The organism is Streptomyces sp. NBC_01260 (genome assembly GCF_036226405.1).
Taxonomy (GTDB): Bacteria; Actinomycetota; Actinomycetes; order Streptomycetales; family Streptomycetaceae; genus Streptomyces; species Streptomyces laculatispora.
Genome location: NZ_CP108464.1, coordinates 806,767 through 824,489, shown reverse-complemented (window position 1 = coordinate 824,489; position 17,723 = coordinate 806,767). Strand labels below are relative to the sequence as shown.

15 protein-coding genes and 2 pseudogenes are annotated in these 17,723 nt (G+C 72.5%); 7 read left to right on the top strand and 10 right to left on the bottom strand.

Annotated features, from left to right (window positions below):
- Positions 1 to 102: 102 nt before the first annotated feature.
- Together OG322_RS03750 and rbsD are read left to right on the top strand one after the other, a co-directional pair.
- The gene (locus tag OG322_RS03750; RefSeq protein ID WP_329306033.1) at positions 103 to 1,032 is read left to right on the top strand and encodes a ribokinase; all 930 of its coding nucleotides are present in this window, start codon (positions 103 to 105) and stop codon (positions 1,030 to 1,032) included.
- On the top strand, positions 1,029 to 1,418 hold the full coding sequence (rbsD, locus tag OG322_RS03745; RefSeq protein WP_124285662.1) for a D-ribose pyranase: 390 nt from the start codon (positions 1,029 to 1,031) through the stop codon (positions 1,416 to 1,418). Before OG322_RS03750 ends, rbsD begins: the two co-directional genes overlap by 4 nt.
- Positions 1,419 to 1,593: 175 nt before the next feature.
- On the opposite strand, the gene OG322_RS03740 is transcribed toward rbsD, so the two are convergent.
- From OG322_RS03740 to OG322_RS03720, 5 genes are all read right to left on the bottom strand, one after another.
- Positions 1,594 to 2,067, bottom strand: a complete 474-nt coding sequence (locus OG322_RS03740) for a hypothetical protein (protein WP_124285663.1) — start codon at positions 2,065 to 2,067, stop codon at positions 1,594 to 1,596.
- Between the two features lie 374 nt (positions 2,068 to 2,441).
- Positions 2,442 to 3,086, bottom strand: coding sequence for a class F sortase (locus tag OG322_RS03735; RefSeq protein WP_123464213.1), 645 nt, complete (start codon positions 3,084 to 3,086; stop codon positions 2,442 to 2,444).
- Positions 3,087 to 3,176: 90 nt separating this feature from the next.
- Positions 3,177 to 3,584, bottom strand: coding sequence for a hypothetical protein (locus OG322_RS03730; protein ID WP_123464215.1), 408 nt, complete (start codon positions 3,582 to 3,584; stop codon positions 3,177 to 3,179).
- Positions 3,585 to 3,709: 125 nt separating this feature from the next.
- Positions 3,710 to 5,815 carry a sensor histidine kinase gene (locus tag OG322_RS03725; protein WP_443066524.1) on the bottom strand — a complete coding sequence of 702 codons (2,106 nt, stop codon included), beginning with the start codon at positions 5,813 to 5,815 and terminating at the stop codon, positions 3,710 to 3,712.
- A complete protein-coding gene (locus OG322_RS03720; RefSeq protein ID WP_185095495.1) occupies positions 5,802 to 6,527 on the bottom strand; it encodes a response regulator transcription factor in 726 nt (241 codons plus the stop codon). Before OG322_RS03720 ends, OG322_RS03725 begins: the two co-directional genes overlap by 14 nt.
- Before the next feature lie 180 nt (positions 6,528 to 6,707).
- Here OG322_RS03720 and OG322_RS03715 point away from each other — a divergent pair, with 180 nt between their 5' ends.
- Complete coding sequence (locus OG322_RS03715; RefSeq protein WP_124285664.1) at positions 6,708 to 7,520, top strand: maleylpyruvate isomerase family mycothiol-dependent enzyme; 813 nt, start codon at positions 6,708 to 6,710, stop codon at positions 7,518 to 7,520.
- Between the two features lie 29 nt (positions 7,521 to 7,549).
- Here OG322_RS03715 and OG322_RS03710 read toward each other — a convergent pair whose 3' ends face one another.
- Positions 7,550 to 9,376 (bottom strand): AAA family ATPase, encoded by a 1,827-nt coding sequence (locus OG322_RS03710; RefSeq protein ID WP_329306032.1) that lies wholly within the window; start codon positions 9,374 to 9,376, stop codon positions 7,550 to 7,552.
- 214 nt (positions 9,377 to 9,590) lie between these two features.
- Here OG322_RS03710 and OG322_RS03705 point away from each other — a divergent pair, with 214 nt between their 5' ends.
- A complete protein-coding gene (locus tag OG322_RS03705) occupies positions 9,591 to 11,756 on the top strand; it encodes a tetratricopeptide repeat protein (RefSeq protein WP_329306031.1) in 2,166 nt (721 codons plus the stop codon).
- Positions 11,757 to 11,762: 6 nt separating this feature from the next.
- On the opposite strand, the gene OG322_RS03700 is transcribed toward OG322_RS03705, so the two are convergent.
- The 3 genes from OG322_RS03700 to OG322_RS03690 all read right to left on the bottom strand — a co-directional run bounded on the left by OG322_RS03700 (position 11,763) and on the right by OG322_RS03690 (position 15,261).
- Positions 11,763 to 13,112, bottom strand: a complete 1,350-nt coding sequence (locus OG322_RS03700; protein ID WP_329306030.1) for a hypothetical protein — start codon at positions 13,110 to 13,112, stop codon at positions 11,763 to 11,765.
- A gap of 559 nt (positions 13,113 to 13,671) precedes the next feature.
- Complete coding sequence (locus tag OG322_RS03695; RefSeq protein ID WP_123464223.1) at positions 13,672 to 14,151, bottom strand: hypothetical protein; 480 nt, start codon at positions 14,149 to 14,151, stop codon at positions 13,672 to 13,674.
- A gap of 213 nt (positions 14,152 to 14,364) precedes the next feature.
- Entirely contained in the window at positions 14,365 to 15,261 is an 897-nt protein-coding gene (locus tag OG322_RS03690; protein ID WP_329306029.1) for an NmrA family NAD(P)-binding protein, read from the bottom strand.
- Positions 15,262 to 15,435: 174 nt separating this feature from the next.
- On the opposite strand from OG322_RS03690, the gene OG322_RS03685 reads away from it, so the two are divergent.
- Positions 15,436 to 16,176, top strand: a complete 741-nt coding sequence (locus tag OG322_RS03685; protein WP_329306028.1) for a TetR/AcrR family transcriptional regulator — start codon at positions 15,436 to 15,438, stop codon at positions 16,174 to 16,176.
- An 83-nt stretch (positions 16,177 to 16,259) separates the two neighbouring features.
- Here the strand turns inward: OG322_RS03685 and OG322_RS03680 are convergent.
- A pseudogene (locus OG322_RS03680) lies at positions 16,260 to 16,523 on the bottom strand (3'-5' exonuclease); the annotation flags it as partial.
- Between the two features lie 82 nt (positions 16,524 to 16,605).
- Here OG322_RS03680 and OG322_RS03675 point away from each other — a divergent pair.
- Positions 16,606 to 17,367 (top strand): annotated as a pseudogene (locus tag OG322_RS03675) (hypothetical protein); the annotation flags it as partial.
- Between the two features lie 121 nt (positions 17,368 to 17,488).
- Positions 17,489 to 17,722, top strand: coding sequence for a DUF397 domain-containing protein (locus OG322_RS03670; RefSeq protein WP_329306027.1), 234 nt, complete (start codon positions 17,489 to 17,491; stop codon positions 17,720 to 17,722).
- Position 17,723 lies beyond the last annotated feature (1 nt).

The following is a 17,723-nucleotide window of genomic DNA, read 5'->3' as shown; positions in this document are numbered from 1 at the left end:
GTCAGGGCGTCTCCCGGCCAGGCGCCTTGTCCTGGCCGGGCGGCTCCTCCTGATCACGCCGCCCCTCCCGAACACGCAGTCCACGGAAGGCAGTAGCAACAGATGTACGAGAACGAGGACTCCGGTCCCGCCCGGTTCGACCTCCTGGTCGTCGGCTCGGCCAACGCCGACCTGGTCGTCGGCGTCGACCGGCGCCCGGCACCGGGGGAGACGGTGCTCGGCTCCGACCTGGCCGTCCACCCCGGCGGCAAGGGCGCCAACCAGGCGGTCGCCGCCGCGCGCCTCGGAGCCCGTACGGCGCTGCTGGCCCGCGTCGGCGACGATGCCCACGGACTGCTGCTGCTGGAATCGCAGCGGTCGGCGGGCGTCGACACCACCGGAGTCCTCGTCGGCGGAGCGCCCACGGGCGTCGCCCTGATCACCGTCGACCCGTCGGGCGACAACAGCATCGTCGTCTCGCCGGGCGCCAATGCCCGGCTCACTCCCGAGGACATCCGGGCGGCGGGCCCACTGCTTCTTGCCGCCCGGGTCGTCTCCGTCCAACTGGAGATCCCCCTGGACACGGTCGCCGAGACGGCCCGCGCCCTTCCCTCCGGAACCCGCCTCGTCCTCAACCCGTCCCCGCCCGCACCGCTCCCCGCCGGAGTACTGGCGGCCTGCGACCCCTTGGTGGTCAACGAGCACGAGGCCCGCTCCATCCTGGGCCGCGACGCGGGCACCACTCCCGAGTCCTGGGCCCAGGCGCTCACCGCGCTCGGCCCCCGCTCGGTGGTGATCACCCTGGGAGCCGGGGGCGCGCTGGCTGCCGACACCCGTACCGGCGACTTCGTACGGGTCCCGAGCCCGGCGGTCGACGCGGTGGACACGACGGGTGCGGGCGACGCGTTCACGGCGGCCCTGGCCTGGCGGCTCGGCCTGGGGGAGGAGCTCCCCGAGGCAGCGGCCTTCGCCGTCAGGGTCGGCGCGGCCGCCGTCACCAAGGAGGGCGCGCAGGCGTCGTTCCCCACCGCGGAAGAGGTCTCCGCACTGTGAAGAAGTCAGGCATCCTCAACCGTCACCTCGCGGGAGCCCTGGCCGAGCTGGGCCACGGCGACGCCGTCCTGATCTGCGACGTCGGCATGCCCATCCCGCCGGGCCCCCGCATCGTCGACCTCGCCTTCCGCGCGGGCGTCCCGTCGTTCGCCCAGGTGCTGGACGGCCTGCTGGACGAACTGGTGGTGGAGGGTGCGACAGCGGCCGAGGAGATCCGGGAGGCCAACCCGGAGGCGGCCCGGCTCCTGACCGAACGCCTCCCGGACCTCACCCACGTCTCCCACGACGCACTCAAGGGGCTCACGGCGGATGCCCGCCTGGTGGTGCGCACGGGCGAGGCGCGGCCGTACGCGAATGTGCTGCTGCGGTGCGGGGTCTTCTTCTGAGACCGGCGGCGGACGGCTCGCCGGACCCCGCCCACGACCGGGCGGCCGACCATGACCTGCGCGAAGCAGGCGGGCGGAGCGCGAACTGAGGGGGGACCGGGCCGGCCCGCACACATCCGGCCGCCCCAGTCCCACCGGAAGCAGGCGGCGTATTACACCGTCCCGCTCCTCGCGGTCAGTTCGCCGGCACGACGCCGTGGCCCGTGACATCCACGAGTACGCGGCAGTACTCCGCGGAGCGGGCATCGAAGTCCACCCGTGCGGCCGGCCCGGCCGCATCGCTGTTCTGACCGCGCAGCAGATCCACCGACGCCTGCGCGAACCGGTCCGCGAGGCCGGTCCGTGCCGCCGCGGCCAACTCCTTGCGCAGCCGCGTCGCGGACGAGCGGGCCCGCCTGCGCTGACCGGGTCCGGCACGCAGCATCTCCCGGTAGGTACCGCACGGCGCGGCGTCGGCCAGCAGCGGCTCCAGCCGCTCGGCCAGGGCCCGTCCCGCCTCCGCGGCATCCCGGGCCGCCGCTCCGCCGTCCACCAGTACCTGCAGGGCGACCAGCAGGGACGTGGTCCGGGGCTCGGGCCGGCCGGAGTCGATCGATCCGTACGGCAGGAGTGGCGTCGGCCAGGTCGGACATCTGCCGCGCGGCGGCAACCGCTTGCCCGGCCGCCCCGGGCCCCACCCCCGGCAACCGGCCCAGCTCCCACACCCCGGCGTCGAGTACGTCCCGCACGCTCCGGATGCCGCCCTTCTCCCACTCGTCGGCACCCGGCCTTTCGCTGACCGCCCAGGGAAGCCGCGCCACCGGAAGCCTGCTCAGGTGCTCGTCCGCCAGTTCCCGGTGCAACGGCGTCCAGGCCGCCCGTACGGCCTCCACGGCCCGCTCGTGGTCGTCCGCCACCGCCCCGGCGGCGTCGCTGAGCCGTTGCGCCCGCCGGACGTGGGTAGACGGCAGGTGCCGGGGAGCACCGCCCCCGGCCGTCCATCAGGTGCCCGTCATTCCCGGACACCTCTCACCGGCTGCTCCGTCACTTCCTCTCGGCGTACACGATGAGGTTGTCCACGGGGTGCCCCGCGGCGTCGAACGAACCGTCGCAGGTGATCAGCCGCAGCGCACGGGCCTCGGTGCGTCCGTAGACCCGCGCGGTCGGGAACGCCTTCTTGCTCGCCGTCTCCCGGTCGGTGACCTTGAAGTGGATCTCGGTGCCCCGGTCGTCGCGGACGGCGATGTCCGCGCCCTTGGCGATCTTCTTGAGGTCGTGGAACACGGCCCGGCCGTAGCGGGTGTCGTTGTGGCCGATCAGTACGGCGGGGCCCGGCTGGCCGGGTACGGAGCCGCCGGTGTACCAGCCGACCGTCATGCCCTTGTCGGCGGGCGGCACCTCGACCGTGCGGTCGGGGTTGAGCCCGAGGCGCATGACCGCGCTGTTGATCCCGAGGGAGGGGATGGAGACGTGGACGGGCGGCGAGGCGGACTTCGCGGAAGCGGACGCGGTTCCCGGGCCGGGTGCGGGAGTTCCGGTCGTGGCGGCCGACTCCGTGTTCCGGGCCTCGGCCGAGGGCTTCGGCGGGGAGGAGTCGGAGCAGCCGGTCAGCGAGGTCAGTGCGGTCAGCGCGAGGCAGGTGTACACCGGCAGAGCGGTGCGCCGGAGGAACTGGGGCGTGCGGGACATGAGGACAGACTCCAGAAGAGATCGGCCGACGGCAGTGGCGCCGCCCTGATGCAGGACGGCGCCACTGCCGGCTTGTCGGCTGAGGGGTGGTCAGCCGTTGCGGCGGCCGGTGGAGCGGCGGCGCAGGACGACCGTTCCGGCGCCCGCGACCAGGAGGGCCGCCACGGCGGAACCCGTCACCGCGGCGGTGTTGTCACCGGACGTGCCGGCCGGGTGCTCACCCGCGGCGACTCCGCCGCGCGGCACGGTCGCCGGCCGGACCGCGGGTGCGGTCCTGTCGCCCGCGGCCACGCCGCCGCGCGGCGCCTCGGACGGTACGGCGGAGGGCGCGGTGGAGGGCGCGCGGGAGGGGACGACAGAGGGGGTGGCGCTCTGTGACGGCCTCGCGGGCGAGGCGGTGGGGGAGGAGTCGGCGAAGGCCGAGGTGGCGGGGACGCATACCGCGCCGGCCGCGACAGCGGCAAGGACTACGGTGCGCAGGGACGAGCGCAGGGACATGGATATGGCTCCGTTCCAGGTCGGCCTCGACGGCGCCGCGATGCGGAATCGCACCGCGGCGCGAGGCGTACCGACAGGCTGTCCCGAAGATATGAAGAAGCTGTCAGAACGCTGTGGTCATCGCATCAGGGCTGCTCGGAACCGCTCCCGGCGCCGTCGCGGTCGTCGGTCGAGCGGCCGTCGGTCGAGCCGGCCTCCGTCGAACCGTCCCCGGACGAGCCACTGCGGTCGGCCGGGAGGCGGAGTGTGAACACCGACCCCTGTCCCGGCACGCTCACCGCCGTGACCGAACCGTCGTGCGCCTCCGTGAGCTTCCGTACGATCGCCAGGCCCAGCCCGCTGCCTCCCGTACGGCGGCTGCGGGACTTCTCGCCGCGCCAGAAGCGGTCGAAGACATGACCGAGGTCCTCGGGCGGAATGCCGCTGCCCGTGTCGGTGACGTCCACCAGCACCGCTTCCCCGGACTCGGAGCCGTACGGACGCAGGGTGACCTTCCCGCCGGACGGGGTGTGGCGGACCGCGTTCGAGACCAGATTGCCGAGGGCCTGGCGCAGCCGGACCGGATCGGCCGTCAGCCCCGGGACCGGGCGGCCCGGTGGCGCGGGGAGCACCGTCAGCGCGACCCCGGCCGTGTCGGCGCGGGCCTGGTGTGCGGCGGCGACCTGGTTCAGCAGGTCCTCGATCCGTACCGGTTCGGGGTGCAGCCGCAGCGCGCCCGCGTCGGCCTGGGCCAGGTCCTGGAGGTCGTCGATGATGTGCTGCAACAGCACCGCCTCCTCGTGCAGCGAGGCGATGAACGCCGGGTCCGGGTCGGCCACGCCGTCCTGCGCCGCCTCCAGCCAGCCGCGGATGTTGCTGAGCGGGGTGCGCAGTTCATGGGCGACATCGCTGACCATGGCCTTGCGCTGCGCCTCCAGCCGGGCGCGGTGGGCGGACATGTCGTTGAAGGTGGCGGCGAGCCGCCCGATCTCGTTGTCCGCGGCGACCAGCACGGGCACGCTGTCCTCGCCGTCCCGCATCCGCTGGGCGGCGCCCGTCAGCGCGCGCAGCGGGCGTACGAGCCGTGCGCCCACGAGTACCGACGCGCCGACGGTGAGAGCGAGGACGAGCGCCGCGGTGCCCGCGATCCTGGCGGTGTTGGCCGGTGAGAGATCGAAACCGGGCACCGTGGTGCCGCCGGTGTCGCCGATGAACAGCAGCGCGGGCGAGGCGACGTACGAACCGAGCTGTTCACGACGGGCCGTGCCGACGCAGGAGGCGATGGCCCGGCCGTCCTCGCCGTTGCCGACGGCAGGCGAGGGGCGGGTGTCCGGAGAGACGCTGGGCGTGACGGCCGTGGGCGGGGAGGTCGGCACGGGACTGGGCGACGCGCTCGGCGCCATACTGGCGAGCACTTCCGCGGGCCGGGGCTCCGGCGCCTGCCCCCAGGACAGATCGAGCTTCAGGTGTACGCCGACGCGGTTCTGGCGCTTCAGACAGGCGTCGGCCAGCTGGTTGAGGGACTTCAGCGCCTTCTTCTCGGTGGCCGTCGGACTGTCCAGGGCATCGGTGGTGCAGCGAGTGCCCTGGAGACGGTCGGGGTCGTTGCCCACCACCTGGATCCGAGGGCGACCGCTCGCGCTGCGGACCACGTCCGAGGCGATCCCGGAGTTGCTGAGGCAGGCCACGTTCCGTTCGGCGATCTGTTGCAACTCCGCACGTTCCGAGGCGGGCAGCCGGAACGGCCCGACAGCTCGCGGATCGACCCGGTCGGCCGGAGCGCCGGAGGCGCCCGCGGTCTCGGCCGCCAGCGCGGTGTCCACCGACAGCGGGTCGACGATCGCCGAGGCCTGCGCGGGCAGGGCGGGCGACGACGCCGGGTCGGCCGAGTCGGCGAGCGGATCGCGCCGCTCCGTCGTCAGCGCGATCCGCCGGCCGGACTTCCTGGCCAGCTCACGCACCGTCCCCCCGACGTCCTCCCAGGTGGGATGAGCCGCCGCATAACCGAGCAGGCTGTGGTAGATCCGGGCATCGGCGGTCAGGTTCTGCCCCTGCTCCTGCCGGATCGCGCCGGACGTCGTCTGGACGGCGAGCCAGGCGGTGGCAGCCACCGAACAGGCCGCCACCAGTGCGGATACGGTCAGCAGCCGGGCGAAGAGGCTCTTGCGCAACGGCAGCCGCGCCCGCCGCTCGGAGCCGGGGGAGGCGCTGTGCGCCCCGTCGTGGAGACGCGCTCCGCTATGACGACGCACGTGTCGCAGCCTTCGCCGGGTCCGTCAGCTTGTATCCGACGCCGAAGACGGTGAGTAGCCGGGCCGGCCGGCGCGGGGCGGGTTCTATCTTCTTGCGCAGGTTCATGACGTGCACATCGACCGTCCGGTCGCTGATGTACCGGTCGAAGCCGTGGAGTTCCGCGAGCAGTTGCTGCCGGGAGAAGACCCGGTCGGGCTCGGCCGCGAGCGCGGCAAGGATCCTGAACTCGCCGGGCGTGCAGTCCACGGCCTCGCCGCCGACCGACACCACGTGCCGGGTCGGATCGACCACGAGCGCCCCGACCGTCAGCAGTGCGGCGTCGGCGGGTTCGGCGCCGGTGGGGCGTCTGCTGCGGCGCAGCAGCGTACGGACCCGGGCCATCAGCTCACGCGGGCTGTACGGCTTGGTCACGTAGTCGTCCGCACCCAGATCGAGTCCGAGCAGCAGATCGTCCTCGGTCGTGCGGGCCGTCAGCATCAGTACCGGCAACTCCCGGCACTCCGCGCGCAGGACACGCACCACGTCCAGACCGTCGGCACGGGGCATCATCACATCGAGGACCAGCAGGTCCGGCTCCCGGTGCCTGACCAGGTCGAGGGCCGCGAGGCCGTCGCCGACGAGGGTGACGGAGTGGCCTTCCCGTTCGAGGTATCGGCGGAGGAGTTCGGCCTGCTTCTCGTCGTCTTCAGCGACGATCACGTTTGCGCACACGTGCTCGATCGTAGAGGGGTTCGAACTGTGGGCGTCGACCTCTTGCCCGCGGTGCCCGCGACCTGCTCTTGTGTACCCGCAGGTAACAGGTGTGTGCGGCAGGTCCGTGCGCGTGGGCACGGAGCAGGATCCGTACGCACGAGGCACGGCGTTCACGAGGGCGGTAACAGGGTGGAGCCGGTGGCGGAGCACGACATACGGGGCAGGCTGCCCGAGGGGCTGGCCGACGCGATTCGGGCGACGGCCACCGAGATCGCGGCGCTGCTGCGCGACGCCCCCGACACCGGGCGGCCGGTTCCCAGGTCGGAGTGGACCGTGGGGGAGGCGGCGGCGCATCTCGCGCAGGCCAACCAACTGATGGCGGAAGTGGCCGCCGGGCACGCGCGCGACTACGGGGACGGCACCCCGCAGGGCCTGGCCGCAGCCAACGAGCGGGCCCTCGCGGCGTTCGGCGAGCGCGAGGGCGAGCCGCTGGCCGCGATGATCGTGGCGCAGACCGCCGCGTTCCTCGACGCGGTGGCCGAACACCCCGCGGACGAGGAGCTGATGACGCCGATGGGTCCGATGAACCGGGCGGTCCTCGGCTCGTACCTCCTGACGCACATGCTGGGCCACGGCTACGACCTGGCGCGGGCGCTGAGGCGCCCGCACATGGTCGACCGGCCCCGGGCCGGGCTGACCCTGCCCTTCTTCGTCCAGGCCATGCCCCGGGTGACCGACGCCGTGGCCACGGCGGGTCTCACCGCCCGCTACGCGGTCCGGCTGTGGGGCGGCGACCGATTCGGGGTGATCTTCACCGACGGCGTGGTGTCGGTGGGCCACCGGCCGCCGGACCGCCCGGACTGCACGATCTCCATCGAGCCGGTCACGTTCCTGCTGATGGCGCTCGGCCGTATCTCCCCGGTGGGCGCCATGGCCAGGGGCCGGGTCCTCGCCTGGGGACGCAGGCCGTGGCTCGGACCGCACTTCCCGGAGTACTTCACGGCGCCGTGACGAGGCGGGCGGTGACAGGCCGGCACCGGTTACCCGCCGCTACCGCCTGCTCCCTCGGCCTCACCCGCGAGACCGTGGGACTCCATGAGCTCGTCATGTGCGGCGACCACGTCCCAGGCGAGTACGGTGACCATCTCCTCCCGGGTCGGTGTGCTGTCGGCGTGCGCGGCGTACAGCCGCAGGTCTCGTTGCGCGGAGGCCTTTTGGCAGAGCTCGCGTGCGAACCGGGCGTTGCCCACGGTGTCGGCCATCCCGCCGTCCACGATCGCCGCGCACAGGGACCCGAGGACGTCGACGGCCCCGGCATCCGGCTCGTCGCCCTGGGAGGCCAGCACGGACCGGGCGATGCGGACGAGTTCCTCGGCGGAGTACGAGGGGAAGTCGACGCGCGTATTGAAACGAGACACCAGACCGGGGTTGCTCGCCAGCAGACCGGCCATCTCGTCGCGGTATCCGGCGAGTACGACGACGAGCCGGTCCCGGTCGTCCTCGGCCCGCTTCAGGAGCACCTGCATCGCCTCGTCCCCGAAGGCGTCGCCGCCGCTGTATCCGCTGTTGGACAGGGCGTACGCCTCGTCGATGAACAGCACCCCGTTCAGCGCGGAGTCGATGACCTGGGTGGTCTTGATGGCCGTGGACCCGAGGTGCTGCCCCACCAGATCGACGCGCTGGGCCTCGATCACATGACCGGACCGCAACAGGCCGAGTCCGGCGAAGACCTTGCCGATGATGCGGGCCACCGTCGTCTTGCCGGTGCCCGGCGGCCCCGCGAAGACGAAGTGCCGGGGCTTGGCACCCCCGGGTAGGCCCTGCTCCTCCCGCAGCGCGGCCATCCGCAACTGGGCGATGAGGGTGAGCACTTGGCGCTTCACCGGTTCGAGGCCGATCATGCCGTCGAGGGACTTCCGGGCCTCGGCCAGCAGGGCGGCCCGCTCCTGCGCCGACGGCCCGTCCCCGCTGCCGCTCTCCGCGCCGCCACCGGGCCCGGTCTGCGGCGACGGAGAGCCCGCCGAGGCCGGAACGGACGGCGCCGGCTCACCGGAGTGCCGCGCGGGAGCAACGTCCGGGGCGTCCTCGGGGGTGAGCGGGGAGGCCGGCGCCGGCGCCGGGCGGGCCTGGGCGCGGACATCCACGTCGAAGAGGTCCGGCGAACACCGGAAGGCGTACTGGTACCGCTTCAGGGCATCCTCCTTCCGCCCCAGTTCCTCCAGGGACCGCCCCATGAAGTACTTGGTCTCGGCATCGAACCTGCTCCCCTTCTCCAGCTTCCCGGGGAGCGGAGCGAGCACATTCAGCGCCTCGTGGTGGACGCCCTGGGCGAAGAGCGACGCACCGACGTACAACTGCGACTCGTCGCGCAGGAACGCGTCACCGATCCCGGTGGCGAACCTCAGCACAAGGGCCCAGTCCTCCTTGAGGAACGCGTACCGCGTATAGATGAACCGCGTCTCGTCACAGTCCAGTTGTGCGGTCGACAGTCCGGCCCAGGCCTCGTCGAGCCGGCCGTTGTCCAGCAGCGAGGACATCGCGGCCAGCCACAGATCGCGTGCGTTCTCCAGCCGGAAGGTGACGTAGTGGCCGATCTGGAACGTGGACCGCAGGGGCAGCCCGAACTTCGTGCGCAGCGCGCCGAACGCCCCGGAGGTCCGGAGCATGGCGTCCAGGGCCCGCTGCTGATCCTGCCCGGTCGCATGGAGGCCGAGCCACGCGTCGGCGGCGGCCGGATCGTGGGACGCGGCGAGCGTGAACTGCGCGGATGCCCCCGCGGTGTCCCCCTGCCGCATCAGCAGCATCGCCTGATTCCACGCCTGCTCGGCCTTCCTGACCGACCCCCGGCTCGCCGCAGCACCCCGCACGTGACTCTCCCCCTCCGGCGCGTGCGCAGCCCGTGCCGCGGCCCGCACGGCCACTGTGATCACCTGGAACGGTCGTCAGGATAGCCAACCCCGCCCGTGGCGCACGGTGTCGCACGGGGCGCCGCCGGACTCGGTAGATTGCATCCGCACGGTGGCAGCGGCGGTGCCGGGGAGGGCGCACCGCGCGGAACACCGGGAACGGGGAGTGCGCGACATGCTGGATCCCATTTCGCTGACGGCCGTTTCGGCGGTGCTCGGTGCGGTCGGCTCGGGAATGGCCAACGAGGCCGGAAGATGGGCGTGGGAGTCGACGGGCGGATTCGTCCGCCGCATCGCAGGCCGCGAAATCCCGGCGCCCACCGCACCGGACGAACTGGACGCGGTCGCCCGCATGGTGTCCGACCGGCTCCGCCGCGACCCTCAACTCGCCTCCTCGTGGACGGCGTTCGTGAACCGGGTGAGCGGTGGCGGCCGGGGTCCGGGAGCGGACTTCGCACCCGCCGCCGGACAGCCGGGCCTCCCCGCCTCGATCAGGTTCTTCACCGACCGCAAGGAGGCGTTGAAGAGCCTCGACCGCGAGGCGTCGCGCCGTGCGGACGGAACCCCGAGGCTGGCCCTGGTGCACGGCGCCGAGGGCATGGGCACCAGCACGCTGGCGGTGCACTGGGGAGTGCGCCAGGCGGCCGTGTTCCCGGACGGGCAGCTCTACGCGGATCTGGCCGGCGGCACCGCTGCCGCACGCGATGCGGGGACCGTACTGCGCAGCCTGCTGCGCCAACTCGGCTTGCGGGACGAGGATATGCCGACCTCGGCCGGAGAGCTGAGCGAGTTCTTCCGCCGCTGCGTAGCGGACCGGAAGCTGCTGATCGTCCTGGACCATGTGCACTCGGCCGCCCAGATCCGGCCGCTCCTCACCTCCGCGCCCGCTGTGTTCATGATCGTGGTGGCCCGTCGTCCGTTCCCCGGCCTCGACGCGGTACGCGTTCCCGTCGGCCCGCTGACGGACAAGGACGCGGTACGGCTGCTGACCCAGCTCCTGGACAAGCCGGCGATCGCCGCGGCCCGCGCCACCCTGCCCTCCGTCCTCGCCCGGTGCGGCGGATCGCCGTACGCCCTGCGTGCGGCGGCACCCCGCCTCACCGAACCCGCGTCCGGCCCGGCCGCCGGCGCCGACCCCGTACGGGCGGCGGCGCAGGACACCTACCGCTCGCTGGAACCGGGGACGGCGAAGCTGTACCGCCTGATGGCGGTATGCGACTGGCCCGCCCTCGACGCCGCGGTGGCCGCGCACGCGACCGGAACGACGCCCGAGGACGCCGCCCAACGACTGGACGAACTGGCGGAAGGGCTCCTGCTGGAGCGCAACACCACCGCTGACGGCCGGGCCCGCTACCACTACCGCCCCGCGGTCCGCGGACACGCCGAGGCCGTCGCCGTGCAGGAGGACGGCATCGCCGCGTGCTCGGCCGCGATGGCCCGAGCCCTGCGCTGGTATGTCCATCTGTCGACGTCCGTGGCCCATCAGGCGCTGCCGGAGAGCTGGCGGGTCCCCGCACCTTCGGCCCCAGGAAACCCGGCCCCAGGAACCCCTGCCTTCGAAAGCCGGGGCGAGGCGCTTGACGCACTGATCGCCGAGTGCGGCAACCTGATCCAGGCCGTCCACTGCGCCGAGGAGTCGGGCGACCCGGCCTCGGCCGTACGGCTCTGCCGCTCCCTGTGGCCGCTGCAACTCAAGGCGGGCCGCCACGAGATGCTGCTGCCCGCACTGCGCATCGGAGCACGGCTCGCCGACACCCACCTGCCGGGAACGGCGGACGCGGGAGCACTGCACGCCCAACTCGCGCACACGCTGACCGAGCTGCGCCACTGGGACGAGGCGGAGGCGGAGGCACTCGCGGCCGCGCGGGCCGAGGAGGCGGCGGGCCACAAGCGGGGCCATGCGTCGGCGACGGAGTTCCTCGGACTGCTGCGGCTGCGTCAGTGGCGGTTCGAGGAGGCCTACGCGTGCTTCGAGGCGGCGGACGCCGTCCTGATCACGATGGGCACTCAGGACGAAGGAACCGCCGACGTCCCCCGCGCACGTGCCCTGCTGGAACGCCACCGGGGCCGGGCCCTGCGCGGCCTCGGGAGGTTCGAGGAGTCCCGGGACCGGCTGGGGACGGCACTGAGCCACTTCCGGGCGCAGGGGGATACGTACAACACGGCCCGGACCCTGACCGACCTGGCCGAGACCTGGCTGGACGCGTCGGACACCGCGGCCGCACGCCCGCTGATCGAGGCGGCGATCACGACGCTGAGCGGCCAGAGCGCCGAGTACCACGTGGCCCATCTGCGGTCCATGCGCGAGCGCTGCACGGCCGAGGAGCGCGGCACCGGCTGAGCCGCGTCACCCGGGGTGGAGGCCGGCGACCCGCACGCGTACCCGCCGGGCCCCGACGCGGACCGCGAACCCGCCGTCAGCCACCAGCTTCGCGAGCCGCGTCGCCGTGACGTCGCCGCCGGCTTCCCCGGCCCCCAGCAGCGCGTGGAGAGCCGAGGCGGCGGCAGCGGGGTCCACCGCGGTCTCCGGCGAGGACAGCAGGCGCAGCGGCTTCCCGCCCCGCAGCCGGACGACACACTCGGCAGGACCGACCGTGAAGGCGGCCAGCGCACAGCCGGGATGGCGCTGCAACACCTCCTCCGTCCAGACGGCCGGAGACCCGAAGCGAGGATCGTCGGGCAGGCCGTCCCGGAAGATGACGTCGGCCAGCTCCAACTGGTCCACGTCGCGGGTGTCCTCGTGCACGGCGATGTGCACCTCCCCGCCGGCGCATTCGGCGGCCGGCGGGGAACCCGCCCAACGGGTCACCACGACCTCGCCCGGACTCGGCACCCGGGTCAGTACATGGAGGGGAGCGGTGACGGACACGGGCTCGTGGCCGGGCAGCGGCAACGGGTCCAGCGAGGCGGGCCACTCCGGCTCCGCCGCACCCATCATCGAGTAGAACAGGGTCCGCAGCCGGACCGCGGCCTCGCCCGGCACGGAGGTCGTGTACGCGGCGGGCCCCGGCAGCGGCCGATGGTGCTCGATGAGCCGGTCGATCTGTTCGCGCAGCGGCTCACGGGGATCGAGCCGGGGCGCCTCCCGCATGAAGTCGGAGACCGGTGCCCCGGGATCGAGTTCGTGCAGCGGAGCCGCCGCCAGCAGCACCGGAGTGCCGAGCGCCGCCGCGTAGAAGGTGACGGACCCGTGGTCCCCGACCACCGCATCGGCCGCCACCAGGGCCTGCCGCCACCCCTCCAGCGGATCGATCAGCACCAGCCCGCAGCGCCGAGCCCGGTCGAGCCAGGCCCGGACCTGACCTGGACCGTGGCCGTGCCAGATGTTGGGGTGCAGGACGGCGGCGAACCGGTACTCGTCCACGGGGAACTCGCGTGCGAGCCGAGGCAGCAGTGCGGGCAGCAGGTCGTCGCCGCCCGCGCCGCCGTCCCCGAAGAAGGACTCCGGATTCCAGGTGGAGTTGAGGACGATCAGCCGCTGTCCCGCCCGTACCCCGAGCGCCCGGCGGAACCGCTCGCGGTAGGGACGGGCGGCGAGTACACGGTCGAAGCAGGGATCACCGGCGAGCACGGCGGTCGGCGCGGCCTCGGGGCACGCGGCGCGCAGCCGGTCGCACTGCTCGGGATGGGAGAGGACGAGGGCGTCCGCGATGGGCACGCCATTGGCCAGGACCCACTGCGGAGCCTGTCCGAACACGGGCGCGGGATCGGCCCCCGCACCCGTCCCCGTCCCCGGTCCGGTGTCCGGTGTCCGGTGTCCGGTGCAGCCAGCCTTTTAGTGTATCCGACACCGTGCGAAAGGATCGTCAACTTGCCACGCAGGAGCTCCAGTTGGCCCCCGAAGCTGGCGGAGACGGCCAGGTCGACCGGCGTTTCGACGGCCTGTTCCCACGGCAGCACCGGCACTCCGGTGCCGGCCAGGAGCTCGGCCGTGCCGGCCGAGAACGCGGAGGACTCCGGGCAGGTGGCGAGGAGCTGAATCCGCAGATCGCCGTCGAAGAGCGGCAGCACGTCGAGCAGCCGCGTGGCGGAGGTCACGTTGTGCACGACGACCAGCACCCGCAGACACTTCCCACGCGTGGCCCACCGCACGGCACCGTCCCCGACCGGCACCCGCACCCATCCGGCCCGCTCCTGTGCCACCTGCGCCCCGCCCACTCGACTCACGGGCCGCGCGACTGCCCGGCCGACCAGCCACGATATCCAATCGGTGCCGACGGCAGGCGCGACCGAGGACGACGGTCCGCCCTTCCGTGTCAGGCGGCCATGGCCACGGAAGTCCTGCCGAGCACCCCGGCACGGGTCCGGCCGGCCTTCCGCTCCCCGAAGACCACCACCCGCAGCAGCGCGAACCGGCCGACCCCGGCGAGCGCCGACGCCGACAGGTACACACTCTGCTCGACCAGCGCCGACGGCTCGGCCCGGAACGCGTACAGGCAGAGCAGCGCCCCGGTCGTGAAGGCGTAACTCACGGCGACGGTCAGCCCGGACTGAAGGTGGACGCCCCATCCCCGGCGCCCGCTCCGGAACGAGATCCTGCTGTGCAGCTCGGTCGCTATCACGGTGGACACGACCGTCACCAGAGCGTTCGCCACGGCCAACGGCATCCGGTCGTGGAGCAGGACCAGCATCCCGCTGGAGGCGACCCCGACCCCACCGCCGCAGACCACGAAGCGCACGAAGGCCGCGACAAGCGCGCGAGGCGTGCGCGTCGGCTGAGGGGTTGGGGCGGTCACGAGATGCCTCCGGAGGCTGTGTGTGGGGCGGTACGAAGATCTCACCCCAGAACCTACGGACCCGGCGTCCTCCCCACGACCCGGTTTCTCCCCGACTTTCCTGGGGGTTGTCCCCCAGGGGACCTCAGGGGGCCTATGAGGGCCTGGGGGACAACTCATCTCCTGGAGCAGTCCAGCCGGGCCCCCGCGTCCCTCGCGCACGCACCGAACGGGTCAGCCTGCCTGCACTGAAGGGACTTGAGGGGAAAGGAATCCGGTGCGGATCGCAGTGGCGCCGGACTCCGCGAGCCAGTCCGCGAAGGTGCGCAGTCCGGGGTGCACCACGCGCAGTACCTCGATGTCGGCATGCCAGCGCGCGCCGGCTGCCCAACGTTCCCTGACGTGCGCGATCTCGGGGCTGAGCGCGGCGGCCTCGTCATGGGTGAGCTGCTCGTAGCGCACGGTCGTGCCGGTCGCTTCGGTGATGGCGGCGACCGCCTGTGCCGGGGTCGGGGCGTCCCCGGCCAGCTCCAGTGTCCGGCCGGCGAACCGGTCGGGGTCGTCGAATGCCAGCGCGGCGAACTCCGCGATGTCCTCCAGCGCGATGACCTGGACGGGCTCGTCCGGCGGGAAGACGTGGCGGTGCACACCGTCGACGATGCCGTCCATGCCGATGTCCCACGACGCGAGGAAGTTCGACATGAACCGCACCGGCCGCAGCACCGTCACCAGACGGATCCGCTCGCGCAGGTAGTGCTCTGTTCGTTCTTTGCCCTGAGCCGCGGCCAGCCCGTCCCGAGTGGACGCGATGCCGGTGAACACGACGTGCCCGACTCCGGCCGCATCCGCGGCATCCGCGAGGGCCCGGCCGCGGACGAATTCCCGCTCCACGTCGGTGCCGGCCGGCCCGTACGCGACGGGCGGCACGGCGAACAGGGCCGAGGCCCCCTCCAGCGCCGCCGGCAGACTCGCCGGTTCGTCGAAATCGCCGCGGGCGAGCTCGGCCCCGGCGGCACGCAGCGCGAGGGCGGCGGGTGCGGTCGTGTCACGTACGACCGCACGCACCGGTCTGCCGGCTGCCAGGAGGCGACGTGCGGTGGCGCCCCCCTGCTTGCCGGTCGCGCCGGTCACGGCAACGAGTCGGTCATCGGGCCGAGGGCCGGGACCGGACGCGGGGTCTGACGGGTGAACAGTCATGTCATCCTCCGCCCCGGGGAGTTTCGGGGGCACGGTCAGCGTGGCGGCCCCGGGGACGATGTGGAATCCTGCACCCGGTTGAGTCGGACGGACAAGGGATTACGTGACATGGCTCCTGCTCCCCCTGACACCGGCCGGGCGGATGCCCGGCGTAACCGCACGAAGGTGCTCGTCGCCGCTGTTCAGGCGTTCACCGTTCAGGGACTCGACGTCTCGCTCAGCGCGATCGCACGGCAGGCGGGGGTCGGCACCGGCACCGTGTACCGGCACTTCCCGAGCAAGGAGACCCTGCTGGAGGCCGTGCTCGTCCAGCACGTCGAGGACCTGGTCGCCGCCGCCCGGCGATGGGCCGCCCAGGCCCCTCCCACCGCGGCGTTCTTCGGGTTCCTCCTTGAGGCCATCGACAAGTCCGCCGGGCGCAGGCACGTCTGTGACCTCGTGACCACCGACACCAGCTGGCCGCGTCCGATGCTCGCCGCGTCGGGACACCAGTTCCAGCAGGCACTGGCCGAACTGCTCCGCGCCGCCCAGCAGGCCGGCGGGGTCCGCGCCGACATCGGCCCGGACGACGTCGCCGTACTCATTGTCGGGTGCGCGACGATGCGGGCCGCTCATCGGGACAGCGCCGGGGGAGTCCGCATGGTCCAGCTGGCGCTGGAGGGCCTGCGGGGACCGGCTTCAGTCACGGAAGGGCATGCATTTCGTGACGGGCCCGGCAGGCGTCCCGCAATGAGAACACGATGCGAGGAGTGCGGGGCCGAGTTCGAGGCCAAGACCGCGGGACGCCCGGCACGCTACTGCGGTGCGACGTGCCGGCAGCGGGCCCATCGCCGTCGCAGCGGACGATGAGGCCTGGGGAGGGCCGCTTGACGCGGTTCGATGGCTGCCGCGCCTGGCGTTCTCTCCGCGGCCGTGCCCGTGGTGTTTCGTCCTCACGCCACACCGGCCTCGACCAGGAACGGGCTCGGCACCCCCGTCCAGGACACGTACAGGCCGTCCCGGGCCCGGGTGCAGGCGACGAAGAGCAGGCAGCGCTCAGCCATCAGATCCGCCTCGCGCTGGAGCCGGTCCACATCGGCCGGTGTCACGGCCCCCGGGTAGGGCAGCGCCTTGTCGTGCACGCCGATGACGGCCACGCAACGGAACTCGAGGCCCTTGAAGGAGTGCATGGTTCCGATACGCACGGCGGGGGCGTCATCGGAGGACCGGGATCGCCCGCCGTCGCGCAGGAACCCCAGGAGATGCCGTACGCGGTGCAGCGCGACAACGGTCTTGCCGGTGCCCGGCGCGACGCTCACCGTGGCTGCGCCGCTCGTGCTCATGGCCGTAGCGGTGGGAGTGAGCGCGTACACGGACAACAAGCGCCAGCAGGCTATCGAACACATCACGGAACTGCTGGAGCAACTGCAGGAAGAAAAGCTCGAAGCCGAGCACAGCGAACTGGACGGCTGCCGCGATGCCATCGACAAAGCCACAGCCATTCTGCTCGATCAGGGCAAGCTCGGTGCCTCGCTGGGAGTGGACTCGGCAGTCCACGCCATCAACACGGCGCTGGGCGCCGCTGACCGCTGCCTCGCTGGGTGGCAAAGCACACTCGACAAGCTGCCGGAGGGCAAGGCCGTCGAGATCAGCACGCTGACCAAGTCGTTTCCCGGCGTCGACGACCATGGCGGCACGTTCCGCACCCACCTCGAAATCGCTGCCCTGGCCATTGCGCTGAAGCAGCGGGTCAGCGTCCTGCAGGCCGTCGAGCATGCACAGAGCGAACCTGACGACTTGTTCGTGAACTTCGCGCGGGCACTCAAGGCCGACCATCAGCCTCTCAACACACTGGAGACCAGCATCGCCGGTGTCCTGGAACGCTTGTCGCAGCTGGAGCTGGCACGCCCGAGCGGCTTGCGGCCCGTTTTCACGACCGGTGAAGTCGAGCGCCTGATGCGCTCGGCCAACCTGATTCACAAGCTGGGCGACGGCGGCATGGTCAACGGCCGCACGACGGACGTGGCGATTGAGATCGCCCGCGACAAGGGGTGCCGGTAAGAACGCTGTCACCGATCCTGCTGGCATATTCGGTCACGCAGCGAGGGAGAGGCCGAGGCGGGCAAGGTGGCTGACGCGGGTGCGGTCGAGCGGATGGCCATTCCACCAGGCATCGAGGCGGATGAGGCGGTCCGATAGGAACGCTGTCACCCACCAGCCGCAAACGGCGGTGCTCCGGTGCGGCATGTGTCGGTGGAGCGGTGAGCCGGGTGCGGTGGGCGGAGTTGACTGTTTGGAAGCCGCTGCTGACTATCCCAACGTAGTCTCCGTCCGGGACTCGAAAACCGGACGGCTCGTGCTGGCACTTCCCGCATCCGCCTGGATGGCCTTCGCCACCAGAGGCGCGGGACTCTGAA

Coding starts and splice junctions, on each gene's coding strand:
- OG322_RS03750 (WP_329306033.1), top strand. CDS start 103: ATGTACGAGAACGAGGACTCCGGTCCCGCCCGGTTCGACCTCCTGGTC.
- OG322_RS03735 (WP_123464213.1), bottom strand. CDS start 3,086: ATGTCCCGCACGCCCCAGTTCCTCCGGCGCACCGCTCTGCCGGTGTAC.
- OG322_RS03730 (WP_123464215.1), bottom strand. CDS start 3,584: ATGTCCCTGCGCTCGTCCCTGCGCACCGTAGTCCTTGCCGCTGTCGCG.
- OG322_RS03705 (WP_329306031.1), top strand. CDS start 9,591: ATGCTGGATCCCATTTCGCTGACGGCCGTTTCGGCGGTGCTCGGTGCG.
- OG322_RS03685 (WP_329306028.1), top strand. CDS start 15,436: ATGGCTCCTGCTCCCCCTGACACCGGCCGGGCGGATGCCCGGCGTAAC.
- OG322_RS03670 (WP_329306027.1), top strand. CDS start 17,489: ATGAGGCGGTCCGATAGGAACGCTGTCACCCACCAGCCGCAAACGGCG.